We start from the raw sequence: 13,537 nt of genomic DNA, 5'->3' as shown, positions 1-13,537 counted from the left end.
AGGCGCGCAGCGGATTACGCTGCTGCGCCGAGGGGGTGGATCGAATGGATCTTCGGCAGTTGCAGCGGTGGGACCCGGATGCGCTGGACGGTCTCGGCGCGGTGCTGGACCGGCATGCGGGGGAACTCGAGCGGATCGGCGCGCAGATCACCGCGTCGGGACGGTTCGACGGACAGTGGTCGGGGCTCGCGCACGCGGCCGCCGAGCAGCGGCTCGATGACGTCACCGGCGGGATCGTGCGACGGTCCGACGCGTATCGGGAGGTGAGCCGCTGCGCGGCGTGGTGCGCGCCGCGGCTGCGGGCACTGCGCGCGGAACTCGACGACGCGACCCGCTGGGCGCGGGACCGGGCGTTGACCGTGCGGGACGACGGAACCGTCGCGGGCGGACCGGGTACCGACCCGGAGCGGCACGAGGCACAGGCCCGCATCCGTGCGGTCCTCGACCGGGCCGAGACGCTGGATCGGCGGGCCGCAGCCGACCTCGGCCGGGTGCCGGACCAAAGCCCTTCGCGTCCGCTCGGTTTCGGGGGCGTGCGCGCTGCGCCCGCGTCCACCCCGGCGGTGCCGGCGCCCGGGACGGCGGCGGCCCAGGTGGCCGCGTGGTGGGCCGGACTCGACCACGGCGAGCGCACGAAGGTCGTCACCCTGGCACCCGAGCTGATCGGCAACCTCGACGGCGTGCCGGCCGCGGTCCGCGACCTGGCCAACCGCGCGCAACTGGCGGGGGAACGGCGCCGGCTCGAGGAGGTCGCCGCCCGATTGCAGGCCCAGCTCGACGCCGATCCGCTCGGCGGACTGGCGAGCAACGCCGACGCCGGACTCGCCCAGACCCGCAACAAGATCGCCGCGCTCGACGCCATCGAGACGACGCTGGCCCGCGAGGACCGGCGGCTGCTGAGCCTCGATCTGTCGGGCCGGGAAGCGATGGCCGCGGTGGCGGTCGGGGACGTCGACACCGCCGACCACGTCACCGTGTTCACCCCCGGCGCCGGCTCCACGGTGCAGGGCAACCTCGCCGGGTACGACACCCGGATGGCGGCGCTGCGGGAGGAGGCCATGCGCCACCTGCAGGAGGCCGGCCGTGCCGCCGAGTCGGTCGCCGCCGTGACGTGGCTGAACTACCAGGTGCCGCAATGGGGCTGGGGCCTCGCCCGCACCGAGCTGAGCCCGGTGTCGGACCTCGCGGCGGTTCGTGCCGCCCCGCGGCTCGCCGGCTTTCTCGACGGTCTGTACGCCGAGCGGGACCCGCACGTCACCGCCGTCGGTCACTCCTACGGTGCGCTCGCCACCGGCCTGGCGCTGCAGCAGGGTGTCGGGGTGGACGCCGCCGTGTTCCTCGGCGCCCCGGGAATCGGCACCGACGACGTCGCCGAACTCGGTGTGCCGCCGGGCGCGACGTACCTCGTGGAGGCCGACCGCGACCCGGTCGGTGACGTCGGCACGTTCGACGGCGATCCGAGTTTCCTCGACGGCGTGACCCACCTGTCGAGCGACGCCGGGGCGGACGCTTCCGGCCGGCCGCGGCTCGGCTCGACCGGGCACAGCGAGTACCTGAGCGACGGAACGATGAGCCTGTACAACGTCGCCGCGGTCGTCGGCGGCCTCCCGGATCGAGTGGTGCGATGAAGGTTCTGCGCGTCGGTGTGCCGGTGCTGGCCCTGTCGCTCGCGGGGTGCGCGGGCGGGCCGGTCCCCGTCGCCGTGCCCGAGCCGGTGGCGGCGGACCGCGCCGGTGCCGTCGAGTACTACACCCGGGTCCAGCGCGACGCGATGGCCGCCCTGTCGGACGCTTTCCCGGAGATGCAGTTCCGGCAATCGGACCCGGCCACGACGGCCTACTGCGAGATGCCCGACGGATCGGCGGGCACCACGGTGTTCCTCCCGATCCACCTCTCCGATCGGCCGGTGCCGCCGGGGCAACTGGAGCGGGCGGCGCGGGTGTTCGAGGAATCGTTGGCGGGCACCGGTTTCCGCGGTGCCCGGTCGCTGCCGGTCGAGACCGGGCTCCAGATCCGGATGTTCGCCGCGGACGGTTCCTCCATCTCGTTCGGCAGCTATCTCGCCGCGACGGTGGGGCTGACGGTGGGGTGCTACCCGGACCGGCCGTAGTGAACTCCCCGTGCCCGCCGGTGTGCGACGAGGGCAGAAAGGGCCGGGAGGCGAGGAGCGAGGGAGGTTCCTCATACGCACTTGAATATCCCTATTGCGCGGATATGGAGGGAAGTTTAGGGTATTTATGTGAGTGAACGTCTCTATTCGGTGGACGAGGTGGCCGAAAGCCTGGGTCTGCACGTGCGCACCATCCGCAACTACGTGCGCTCCGGGCGGCTCCCCGCGGTCCGCATCGGCAAGCAGTACCGCATCGCGCAGCAGGACCTCGAGGCCTTCACCGGCCGCCCGATGCCGCCGTCGTCGCGCGAGTCGGCCGGACGCCGGCGGCACACCGACGTGTCGAGCATCGTGGAGATCGACGCGGTCGGCGCCGAGACGGCCCACCGCCTGACCACTCTCGTGACGAGCGCGGCGGGCAACCGCCGTTCGGGCGACGAGCCGCTGCGGATCGAGACGGTGTACGACGAGAGGAGGGCGAGGATGAAGATCGTCATCCTCGGCGGGCTGGCCGACACCGCCCGGCTGTTCGACTACATCGACGGGGTGCTCGAGTCATGACCACGATCTACACGTCCGAGGCCGGCGCCCGCGAGGTCCGGCGGCGCTATCGTGATGCCCTGCGGGACTGGCCGATTCCGGCCGAGCATGTGCGGGTACCCACCCGCCAGGGGGAGACCTTCGTGCTCGTCTCCGGTCCGGACGACGCGCCGCCCGTGCTGCTGCTGCACGGCTCGGGAGCGAACGCGACGATGTGGCGCGACGACATCGGCTCCTGGGCGCGGCATTTCCGAACCTACGCCGTCGACCTCGTCGGTGAACCGGGGGAGAGCGCGCCGTCCCGGCCGCCCCTGGCCTCCGACGCGTACGCGCTGTGGCTCGATGACGTGCGCGAAGGTCTGGGGGTCACGAGCGCTGCGATCGTCGGCGTGTCCCTCGGCGGCTGGATGGCGGTGGACTACGCCACCCGGCGCCCGGAACGGGTGACGCGGCTGGTCCTGCTGTGCCCCGGTGGCCTGGGCCGGCAGCGGATGGGCTGGCTGGTCAAGGCGATGTTCCTGCGTCTTTTCGGGCGCCGGGGGGCACTCCGTTCGGCGGCCGTCGTCACCGGCCTGGACACTCCCGAGACGCGTCCGGTCCTCGACGAGGTGGTGCTGACGTTCGCCCACTTCAAGCCGCGTACGGAGCGGTTGCCCGTGTTCTCCGACGACGCGCTGCGGCGGCTGACCATGCCCGCGCTCGTGATCGTCGGTGGCCGCGACGTCCTGTTCGACTCCGAGGGCACCGCCGACCGCGTGTACCGGTGCCTCCCGCACGCGACCGTCGAGGTGCTACCCGAGGCCGGGCACGCGATCCTCGGCCGGACGGAATCCGTCCTCGAATTCCTGCGCGACTGACCCGTCGCGCGGCAACCCGCTTCGGTCGAGGCGAATCCGCCAGGAAGAAGCGTCATGTTCCCGAACCTGCCTCACGAGACGGGCCGACCCGCGGACCGCCGCAGGATCGACGGTCGAATCGCGACTACCAGGGAGTTCCGGCTGGGATAGTGGTGGTTGTGAGCGACCATGCCCGGTCCGGACGCGTGGCGGAGTTGACGATTGCGTTGTCGTTGGCGACGGATCTGGGCACGGGGCAACCGATGGAGCACGGGTTGCGTACGTGCTGGCTGTCACTGGCCGCGTCGGAGGCACTCGGGCTGGCTGCGCCGGCGCGGTCCTGCGTGTACTACGTTGCGCTGCTTCGGTTTCTGGGATGCACGTCGGATGCGTCGGAGACCGCGGTACTGGCCGGCGGCGACGACATCGCATTCGACGCGACGATGGCGCCGATGCTGATGGCCGAGCCCGGTGAAGGTGTGCGCTATTTCGTGCGCCATCTGGCGAACGATCTCCCGTTGCACCGCCGCCTGGGGCGGATTGTGCGGGCACTGAGCGACCCGGACATGAATCGGCGCAGCCTGTCGCAACATTGCGAGGCGGGCGCCCGCCTGGCAACCCGCCTCGGGATGGCCGAATCCGTCCGTCGGTCGCTCGCGCATGCGTACGAGCGCTGGGACGGCAAGGGCTATCCGGCCGGCCTGGCGGCCGACGAGGTGCCGGTGGCGGTGCGGATCGTGACGGTCGCCCGAGACGCCGAGCTGTGGGCGCGCCGGGCGGGCTGGGCGGCAGCCACCGACGTGCTGTTGCACCGCAGGGGCCGCGCGTACGACCCGGCCGTGGTCGACGCCGTGGTCGCCGACGGTGAACACTGGCTCGCCGGAATCGGTGACGACCCGTGCGCGGCGGTCCTCGATGCCGAGCCGGCACCGGCCCTGACGATCGAGTCGGGCAACCTCGACGTGGCTTTGACCGCGGTGGCCGATTTCGCCGATCTGAAGTCGCCGTACCTTCGAGGCCACTCCACCGGTGTCTCGCGGCTGGCCGTTGCCGCCGCCGAAGCTGCCGGCCTTGCCACTGCCGACGCGACGACGCTGGGCCGAGCCGGACTGGTCCACGACGTCGGACGTGTCGGTATCCCCAACGGGATCTGGGATCGCCGGGGTCCGCTCAGCGCCGAGCAGTGGGAACGGGTTCGGCTGCACCCCTACCTCGGCGAGCGGGTCCTGCACCGCTGCGCGCTGCTGGCCCCCCTCGCCGACCTGGCGGCGCGCCACCACGAGCGAGCCGACGGCTCCGGTTACCACCGCGGGGCCTCGGGAGACCAGCTCGGCCTTGGTGCCCGGCTGCTGGGCGCCGCCGATGCCTACCACGCGATGACCGAGAACCGGCCGCACCGGCCGGCGCTGACCCCGGCCGAGGCGGCGTCGCAGCTGCTCGACGAGGTCGACGCGGGCCGCTTCACCCGGGTCGAGGTCGACGCGGTGCTCGATGCTGCCGGTCAGGTGAGCCGCCCGCCGCGGGTCTCCCGTCCCGCGGGTCTCACCGAGCGCGAGGTCGACGTGCTGGCGCTCATCGCCCGCGGCCGCACCAACAAGGAAGTGGCGAGCGTCCTCGTCATCTCGCCCAAGACGGTGGGACACCACATCGAACACATCTACACCAAGGCCGGGGTCACCACGCGAGCGGGCGCGACGCTGTTCGCGATGGAGCACGGCCTCCTCTCACCCTGACCGGCGTCGGAAATGGGGCGAACGCCCGATGTGCGCCGGCGGCGACCGGTTCACACTCTCCGACAGGGACCGAAGACGAGGGAGGCAGCCGTGCCCACGATCGACATCAACGACGCCAGAATCTATTTCGAGCGCACGGGGTCAGGGCGGGGGATCCTGTTCGTGCACGGTATGTGCGGCGACGCCGAGGTCTGGGCAGACCAGGCACGGCGGTTGTCGGACCGCTACACGTGCGTGCGCTACGACCGCCGGGGCCACAGCCGAAGTTCCCGCGGCGACGCCACGATCAGCGACTCCCTGCACGCGGACGACGCCGCCGCCCTGATCGAAGCCCTGGAACTTGCCCCTTGCCTGCTGGTGGGATCGAGCAGCGGCGCCGCCGTCGCCGTCGAGGTCGCGTTGCGCCACGGTCACCTGCTCCGCGGCGCGGTGTTCAGCGAGCCGCCGCTGTTCAGCCTCGATCCGGTTGCCGGCCGGGTCGTCCTCCGCGACGTGGTGCCCCGCGTCGAGCAGGCCACCGCCGCCGGCGGACCGGCCGCCGGGGTCGACGCGTTCTTCTCCGTCGTCTGCCCGGGGCTGTGGTCGATGATCGACGACGAGCGAAGGAACCGCTATCGAGCCAACGCCGACATCGGCTTCACCGACCTGCGGTCCCCGTCGCTCGAGGTCACGGCCGGGGACCTGGCCGCCGTGGCAGTGCCCGCGCTCGTCGTCGCCGGAAGCGAAGGCCACCCGTCGCTGCGGTCGATCGCCCGTCAACTGGCCGCGGCCCTCCCCGACGCTCGCTTCGTCGAGCTGGAGGGCAGCGGCCACGTCACCTACGCCGAGCGGCCCGACGAATTCGCCGACGCCGCGTCGTCGTTCGCCACCGAGCTCGACCGGCGCACGGCAGCCGCACAGGGCGGCAGGTGAGACGGTCATGAGTCACCTGAGGGCTGCCGAGGGCAGAGCAACCCGATTCGACGTTCGATCCACCGATGGGACACCGCTGGCCGTGTGGGTCGACGGCGACGGGCCGCCGCTCGTCATGGTGCACGGGTCCCTCCGCGACCACACCACGTTCGGCCCCTTGGTGGACGAGCTGCACGCCGACGTCACCACGTTCGCGATGGACCGCCGAGGCTTCGGTGCGAGCGGCGACACACCGGGCCACGCCATCGAGCGTGATTTCGAGGACGTGGCCGCGGTCGTGGATGCCGTCGTGGCCCGCACCGGCGGGACTGTCGCGGTGTGGGGTCACTCCTACGGGGCCAACTGCGCGATGGGCGGAGCTGCCCTCGCGCGCAACGTCGATCACCTCGTGCTCTACGAGCCGAGCCTGGGGATGGTCTATCCCGCGGGTTTGATCGATGCGATCGAGGAGGCGGTGGCTGCCGGCGACATGGAAACAGCGATCCGTGCAATCCTCGTCGAGATTCTGGAGTTGACCGAAGAGGAATGCGACACAATGCGATCGGGTCCGCAATGGCCGGCCCTCCTCGCCGCTGCGCCCACCGTGTCCAGGGAGTGCAGAGCCGAGGAGGGCTGGGTGTATCGGCCCGGCCGGTTCGACGGGATCGCGGCCCCGACGCTCCTGCCGGCGGGCACCGAAAGCCCTTCTCGGCTGAACGAGGCAACTCACCGCGCAGCGGGTGCAATTCCCGACGCCCGGATCCAGATGCTCGAAGGGCATGCCCACATGGCCCACAAGACCGATCCCGCCATGGTCGCCACCGTCATCGGCCGGTTCATCCGGTCGTAGAGGCGGCCGCCCCCGCCTCAACGCCATCTCCTACCGGCGGTACCCCCGAAGACCGCGGGACATCACATGAACAAAGTGCATGTAGTCGAACGCACAATATGAGTTGGATTTATGTGAGTGGAGTCACTTCAATGGGTGCATGACCAGCAGCACTCCCGCGAGTTCCGACATCGACCTCTTCGCCGACGAGGTCCTGACCGACCCCTATCCGACGTACGCCGAACTCCGCGATCTCGGCGCGGTGGTGCATCTGCCCGCCAACGACGTCTATGCCCTCACCCGGTACGACGTCATCCGCGACGCCCTGGCCGACCCCGGCACCTTCTCGTCCCGGACGATCGGCTTCAACCCGATGGTCAACGAGGCGCTCCGAGGCACGTCCCTGGCCTCCGACCCGCCGATCCACACCGAACTGCGCGCGGCGCTCACCGAGAACCTCACCCCGCGGGCGCTGCGGGGACTCAAGGGCCAGATCGAGGCCAAGGCCGATGCGCTGGTCGCGGACCTGGTGGCCGAGGGATCGTTCGAGGCCATCGATGCGCTGGCCCGCGCCTTTCCGCTCGAGGTCGTCGCCGACCTGATCGGCTTCACCGGCGCGGCGCGCGACAACATGCTGCGCTGGGGACAGGCCGCGATCGAGGTCATCGGCCCGATGAACCAGCGGACGGCCGAGAACTTCCCGATCGCGGGTGAACTCTACGAATGGTGCGCCGGGGTCCGGGCCGAGGATCTGGCACCGGGGTCGGTGGGTCGCGGGATCTTCGATGCCGAGGCCCGGGGCGTCATTCCCCCCGACACCGCCGGCCACATCATCCACCAGTACCTCGGTGCGGGGGTGGACACCACGATCACCGCGCTCGGCAACATCGTCGCGCTCTTCTCGGCCTTCCCCGACCAGTTCGACCTGGTCCGCCGGAATCCCGCCCTGGTGCCGGCGGCCTTCAACGAGGCACTTCGATTCTGGGCTCCGATCCATGCCTGGGGCCGCTCGGTCACCGAGGACGTGGAGATCGACGGCACCCTGGTGCCGGCCGGATCCCAGGTGGCGATCCTCTTCGGTGCGGGCAACCGCGACCCGAGGCACTACGAGAACCCGGACGCCTTCCTGGTCGAACGGAACCCGGTCGACCATCTGTCCTTCGGTTACGGTCCGCACGGCTGCGCCGGTCAGGGTCTGGCCCGTCTCGAAGCTCACGCCGTCATCGCGGCACTGGCGAATCACGCGCAGCGGCTCGTGGCCGCCGAGCCGGTTCGCGTGCCCAGCAACATCACCCGTTCCATCGACGAACTCGAGATCCTGAAGGTGGTCCCCGCATGAAGATCGTGCTCGACAGGCCCCGTTGCGAAGGCCACGGACTGTGCGAAGAGGTCGCTCCCGCACTGATGCACCTCGACGACGAGGGCGAACTGATCATCGACGTCGGCGAGCTCCCCGAGGGCAGCACCGAACTCGCCGCCGCAGGTGCCGCCGTCCGGGTCTGCCCCGTGGCCGCCCTCAAACTGGCCTGACACCGACAGCCGCAGGAACGGAACCCACATGAACGGCACCGACATGAACGGCACCGAAGCTCCCCGACGAATCGTGGTCGTCGGCAACGGGATTGCCGGCCAGACGGCCTGTGACAGCCTGCGCGCCGCGGATTTCGACGGCGACCTGACCATCGTCGGGGACGAACCGCGGGCGGCCTATTCGCGGCCCGCGCTCTCGAAGGCGCTCCTGGTCGACGGTGGTTCCCACGAACTGGCCCCGCCCACGCACGAGGCCACCGAGGTGCTCGGGGTCGCAGCGGTGGGCCTCGACGTCGAGTCCCGCCGCGTGAGTCTCGCCGACGGATCGGAGCTGAGCTTCGACGGACTGGTGATCGCGACGGGTTCCCGGGCCCGGCGCCTCGGTGGTCCCGACAGCCCGGAGCTGACCTTGCGCACCCTCGACGACGCCCTCGCGTTGCGGGAGCGGCTGGCGGCGCGGCCGTCTGTCGTGGTCGTCGGCGCCGGCCCACTGGGCATGGAGATCGCGTCCGCGGCGCTGTCGGCGGGATGCGAGGTCACGCTGGTGGCCGACGGTAGGCCGATGCTCCCGCATCTGGGGCCGTGCCTGTCCGAAGCGTTCACCGCGGCTGCGGTCGCCCAGGGGCTGAAACTGGTCGACGGTACCGCCGCAGGAATCGACGGCGCGCGTGCCGTGGTCCTGAGCGACGGCTCACGGGTCGAGGCCGACCTGATCGTCACCGCGATCGGCGACATTCCCAACACGGAGTGGCTGGCCACCAGCGGACTGATGGTCGACGGCCGCCTCGAGGCGGACTCGCGCGGGCGAGTCGCGCCCGGCATCGTCGCGGCCGGGGACGTCGCGGCGATCCCGACGCGTGGAGGTGTGCGCCGGATTCCGCTGTGGAGCAGCGCGATCGAGCAGGCCAAGGTCGCGGCCGTCGCGCTCCTGGCCGGCGACGCCGCGCCCGAACTCGACCTCGATCCGTACTTCTGGACCGAGCAGTTCGGGTTGAACCTCAAGGCGACCGGCCACCTGCCGGCGGCCGGGGAACCCGAGTTCCTCATCGGTGACAGCCCGCACGGACCGTCGGTGATGCGCTGGACGCACGACGACGACGGACGCGGCGTCGCGGTGGCCGTCAATCACCGGATCCCGATCCCGAAGCTGCGCCGCATGGCCTCGGTCGACGCGTGACACCGCAGTATCGACTGACGCCGCAGTTTCGACTGACGCCGCAGTTTCGACTGTCGCCGCGGGGTCGGCCGACGGATACGTAGAGTTCGTGTGGATGAACCAACCGCTCGACCACCCGAGCGATCCGGACCTGGGACGGCTCGCCTCGGTCAACCTCAACCTGCTGGTGCCGCTGCTGGCACTGCTCGAGGAGGGGTCCGTCACCCGCGCCGCGGCCCGGGTGGGCATGACCCAGCCCGCGATGAGCCATGCCCTGGGCCGGATGCGCCGGCTGATCGGCGACGACCTGGTGATGCGGCAGGGGAGCGGCCTGGTGCTCACCCCGCGCGCCCTGGAACTGATCGCTCCGCTGCGTGACGTGCTGCGGCAGACCGCGCGGGTGGTGGACTTCCCGGGCTTCGATCCCGCTCGCGACAGCCGCACCATCACGGTGGCGATGACCACCAGCACCGCCTTCGTGGTCGGGCCGAATCTGGCGCGACTGATCGCCGAGCGGGCACCGAATGCGACCCTCCGGATGCGCAACTTCGTCGAGCCGCATCCGAGCGACTTCACCGACGACGGGGTGGACGTCGTACTCGTGTCCGAGGCGTTCTCCTCGCCGTACCCGCGCCACCGGCTCTACGAGAACCGCTGGGTGGTCATCGCCCACCCGGACAGCGATCCCGAGGCGTCTGCGCTGGACCTGCTCACCTCGCTGCCCCACGTCACCTACGACTCCCGGCACCGGGTGGCACCGTACGCCGCGATGGACGCGCACGGCGTCCATTACCGGATCGGGCAATTGATCTCGGACCACCTGCTCATCCCGCATCTGGTGGCAACGGCCGGTGGGGTGGCGGTACACACCTTCCGGGTCGCTGTCGCGATGCGGGAACGGGTGAACCTCCGCATCGAGGAGTTCCCGCTGCCGGTCTCTCCGTTGGGTGTCGACATGGTGTGGAACCCGCGCCTGGCAGATCAGGAGTTCATCGGCTGGTTGCGGGGGATCCTGGTCGACGCGTCCGCCTTCGAGCCGGCGGCACCGACGTCCCGGGCGGCCCGTGACGGGTGATCGTCGGGGACGGACTTCCTCGTGCCGATGCTGAGCCTCAGTCGTCCGATGCGAGCAGGTGGCACCAGGAACCGGTGAGTTCGTCGAGACAGATCTCGCGCGGGGTCCGCCAGCCGACCGAGAAGTAGCGGCGCGAGAGGTACTCGAGCTGGCCGAACGCGAGCACGCAGCGGATCCGGCGACGGTCCGGCGGGAATCGGTTCGCCAGGTTCAGCCCCTCGGTCATCTGGCCGACCGCGTCCTCGAACCACTGCTCGGTCCTGGCCGCGACGTCCGGCTCATGGGCGGCCTGGTAGGACGCGGTGAGGTAGGGCTTGATCTCGTCCCACTGCGAGAACTTGCGGTCCAGCCACTCCTGGATCCGGTCGCGCGAGCCGGAGGCGACCACTGCGGTCAGCGTGGGGTCGTCGGCCGTCGTGAGGATCGCGTCGACCTTCGTCAGCAGTGCGCTCATCACCTCGGCCTTGGACGCGAAGTGCAGGTAGAAGGTGGTCCGGGTCGAGCCGGCGGCGGTGGCGATGTCGTCGATCGTGGTCGCGGCGTAGCCCTTGGTTCCGAACAGCTCGAGTGCCTTCGTGAGGAAGAGCTCGTAGGTCATCTGCTTCTGTGCGGCACGGAGCGACATGGGCTCGGATTCTAGCCGCAGTACAGCCACTGACTTGTCAGCACAGTCACATGTCGATATGCATCGTTACTTGACATGATGTAATGCGAACGCCTACTGTGATACGCACCACGTCGTGCTGACGCGACGCTGACGAAAGGAAGTGCCGATGACTGGCGCCCACACTGCCGAGGGCAACACCGTCCATACCGTCCTCGGCCCCGTTCCCGCCGACGAGTTGGGGGTTGTCTCGGTTCACGAGGCGCTGTTGTCGGTGGTTCCGGGCGCGGAGCACGCATTCGACATCACCATGGACCGCGCCGAGATCTTCGAGACCCTGGCCGCGAAGCTGACCGATTTCCGTGAACACGGCGGACGGACGATCGTCGACAGCACCGGCATGTTCCACGGTCGCGACGTGAAGCTGTACGAGGCACTCTCCCGCACGACAGGCGTGCACATCGTCGCGTCCACCGGCATGGGCCCGGAGAACCTGCTCGGCGGCTACTTCCTCACGCCGCAGACCAACCCGCCCACCCCGTGGCCCGCGGAGAAGTTCGCCGACCTGTTCACCAGGGAGATCACCGAGGGCATGGTGGTTCCCCGCGTCGAGCGCCGCGGCGCCGCAGGCCTGGTGACCACCGCCGCGGATCCCGACGGTATGACCGCCACCGAGGAGAGCCTGTTCCGCGGCGCGGCCCGCACCGCCCTCGCTACGGGAGTCGCGGCCTCGATCCGCTACGGGAACGACGCAGTCCACGACCTCGGGATCGTCCTGGCCGAGAAGCTGCCGGCGGACCGCGTCGTCGTCGGCGGTCTCGACCGAAAGGACGCGATCGCCGCCGGCGCACCGCTCGAGATCGCTCGCCGCGGAGCCTTCGTCGCCCTCGACCACGTGGGCACGGCCGACGACATCCACGTCACCGACGAGGAGCGCGCCGCCGTGATCCGCGAACTGATCGAGGCCGGGCACGGAAACCGAATCCTGCTCTCGTGCAACGCGACCGGCGTGTCGAAGGGCGAACCCGGCGGAGACACGGGCCGGCCCGGCCGCGACCTGCCGTTCAGCTACGTGCTCTCGACGTTCGTGCCCCTGCTCGCCGCGCAGGGTCTCGGCGACGAGGACATCCAGCGCATCCTCACCGGCAACCCGCGCGACCTGCTGGCCGTGCGCTGACGCCCCACCCGAAACCGCCGAAGAGATTTTCCCGAAGGGGAGTTGTTGTGTCGAGAGTGAACACCGTTCTGGGTCCGATCGCGACCGAGGAACTGGGCATCGTCGCCATCCACGAACACATCGGATACGGCATGCCCGGCTCCGAACTGGACACCCGATGGTGGAAGACCCCCGAGGAGCGCTACGAGGAGACCGTCCCGAAGCTGCGCAGGTTCCACGAATACGGGGGCGGCACCTTCGTCGACGTCACCGGCATCTGCAACGGCCGTGACATCGACTACTACAAGTCGCTGTCCGCCAAGACCGGCGTGAACATCATCGCCTGCACCGGATTCGTCGGCGGCGACACCGCCCTGCCGTTCTTCGAACGGGCGAGCGTGGACTACCTGACCCGGCAGTTCGTGCACGAGATCACCGTCGGCATCGGCGACACCGGCAGCCGCGCCGGCGTCATCAAGGTCGGGGTGAGCCGCGGTGGCCGGATGACGGAGCTGGACAAGCGCATCTACCGTGCTGCCGCTCGCGCCGCGCTGAGCACCGGCGTGCCGATCCTGACCCACCTGGCGATCGACGCCGAGAACGCCATCACCATCTTCAACGAAGAGGGCCTCCCGCTGGACCGCGTGCTGTTCGGGCACGCCGACGACGGCGTGAACGCCGAGAAGACGCGCGACACCTGGATCGCCGAACAGGGTGGCCGCGTCGGCTTCGACACCTTCGGATACGAGACCGAACTCGAGGACCCGCCGTTCTGGGCCCGGCCGCGCAAGGAACGCCTGGACCACTTCCTCCGGTTCCTCGGGGAGGGCCACCTCGACCAGGCACTCGCCGGCGTCGATGCCAACTGCAGCCCGCTCGGGTGGCCGGGTGTCAAGGGCCACACCGTGAACTACCTCTTCGAGGACCTCATCCCGGATCTGCGCGAGGCCGGTCTGGACGAGGCCACGATCACCAAGCTGTTCGTCGAGAACCCGGCCGACTTCCTCACGATCCAGTCCTGATCGCCCCAGGACAACCCAGCGCATCCACTCCCAGGGCGCTCCCGTACGCCCGACC

14 protein-coding genes are annotated in these 13,537 nt (G+C 70.2%); 13 read left to right on the top strand and 1 reads right to left on the bottom strand.

Annotation, left to right across the window (positions count from 1 at the left end):
• Positions 1-44 precede the first annotated feature (44 nt).
• From JYA75_RS23095 to JYA75_RS23045, 11 genes are all read left to right on the top strand, one after another.
• The gene (locus tag JYA75_RS23095) at positions 45-1,628 is read left to right on the top strand and encodes an alpha/beta hydrolase (RefSeq protein WP_203329427.1); all 1,584 of its coding nucleotides are present in this window, start codon (positions 45-47) and stop codon (positions 1,626-1,628) included.
• Positions 1,625-2,110 (top strand): LppA family lipoprotein, encoded by a 486-nt coding sequence (locus tag JYA75_RS23090; RefSeq protein WP_006938643.1) that lies wholly within the window; start codon positions 1,625-1,627, stop codon positions 2,108-2,110. Before JYA75_RS23095 ends, JYA75_RS23090 begins: the two co-directional genes overlap by 4 nt.
• Positions 2,111-2,239: 129 nt before the next feature.
• On the top strand, positions 2,240-2,671 hold the full coding sequence (locus tag JYA75_RS23085; RefSeq protein ID WP_006938641.1) for a helix-turn-helix domain-containing protein: 432 nt from the start codon (positions 2,240-2,242) through the stop codon (positions 2,669-2,671).
• On the top strand, positions 2,668-3,507 hold the full coding sequence (locus JYA75_RS23080) for an alpha/beta fold hydrolase (protein ID WP_203329426.1): 840 nt from the start codon (positions 2,668-2,670) through the stop codon (positions 3,505-3,507). The genes JYA75_RS23085 and JYA75_RS23080 overlap by 4 nt, the downstream gene beginning before the upstream one ends.
• A gap of 158 nt (positions 3,508-3,665) precedes the next feature.
• The gene (locus JYA75_RS29150; RefSeq protein WP_203329425.1) at positions 3,666-5,219 is read left to right on the top strand and encodes an HD domain-containing phosphohydrolase; all 1,554 of its coding nucleotides are present in this window, start codon (positions 3,666-3,668) and stop codon (positions 5,217-5,219) included.
• Between the two features lie 90 nt (positions 5,220-5,309).
• Complete coding sequence (locus tag JYA75_RS23070) at positions 5,310-6,131, top strand: alpha/beta hydrolase (RefSeq protein WP_203329424.1); 822 nt, start codon at positions 5,310-5,312, stop codon at positions 6,129-6,131.
• 7 nt (positions 6,132-6,138) lie between these two features.
• Positions 6,139-6,960 (top strand): alpha/beta fold hydrolase, encoded by an 822-nt coding sequence (locus tag JYA75_RS23065; protein WP_203329423.1) that lies wholly within the window; start codon positions 6,139-6,141, stop codon positions 6,958-6,960.
• A 139-nt stretch (positions 6,961-7,099) separates the two neighbouring features.
• Positions 7,100-8,278, top strand: coding sequence for a cytochrome P450 (locus JYA75_RS23060; protein ID WP_161995654.1), 1,179 nt, complete (start codon positions 7,100-7,102; stop codon positions 8,276-8,278).
• Positions 8,275-8,469 carry a ferredoxin gene (locus JYA75_RS23055; RefSeq protein WP_050034893.1) on the top strand — a complete coding sequence of 65 codons (195 nt, stop codon included), beginning with the start codon at positions 8,275-8,277 and terminating at the stop codon, positions 8,467-8,469. The genes JYA75_RS23060 and JYA75_RS23055 overlap by 4 nt, the downstream gene beginning before the upstream one ends.
• 28 nt (positions 8,470-8,497) lie before the next feature.
• A complete protein-coding gene (locus tag JYA75_RS23050) occupies positions 8,498-9,646 on the top strand; it encodes an NAD(P)/FAD-dependent oxidoreductase (protein WP_203329422.1) in 1,149 nt (382 codons plus the stop codon).
• 94 nt (positions 9,647-9,740) lie between these two features.
• Positions 9,741-10,700: a LysR family transcriptional regulator gene (locus tag JYA75_RS23045; protein ID WP_044476072.1), complete on the top strand. Its 960-nt coding sequence runs from the start codon at positions 9,741-9,743 to the stop codon at positions 10,698-10,700.
• Positions 10,701-10,737: 37 nt separating this feature from the next.
• Here the strand turns inward: JYA75_RS23045 and JYA75_RS23040 are convergent, their stop codons facing one another.
• Positions 10,738-11,325, bottom strand: a complete 588-nt coding sequence (locus JYA75_RS23040; protein ID WP_161995652.1) for a TetR/AcrR family transcriptional regulator — start codon at positions 11,323-11,325, stop codon at positions 10,738-10,740.
• 148 nt (positions 11,326-11,473) lie between these two features.
• Here JYA75_RS23040 and JYA75_RS23035 point away from each other — a divergent pair, with 148 nt between their 5' ends.
• Positions 11,474-12,481 (top strand): phosphotriesterase, encoded by a 1,008-nt coding sequence (locus JYA75_RS23035; protein ID WP_203329421.1) that lies wholly within the window; start codon positions 11,474-11,476, stop codon positions 12,479-12,481.
• Between the two features lie 47 nt (positions 12,482-12,528).
• On the top strand, positions 12,529-13,482 hold the full coding sequence (locus JYA75_RS23030) for an aryldialkylphosphatase (protein WP_065922805.1): 954 nt from the start codon (positions 12,529-12,531) through the stop codon (positions 13,480-13,482).
• The last annotated feature ends 55 nt before the right edge of the window (positions 13,483-13,537 follow it).

This window comes from Rhodococcus sp. PSBB066 (genome assembly GCF_017068255.1).
GTDB lineage: Bacteria > Actinomycetota > Actinomycetes > Mycobacteriales > Mycobacteriaceae > Rhodococcus > Rhodococcus aetherivorans.
This window is presented reverse-complemented; position numbering and strand designations above follow the sequence as displayed.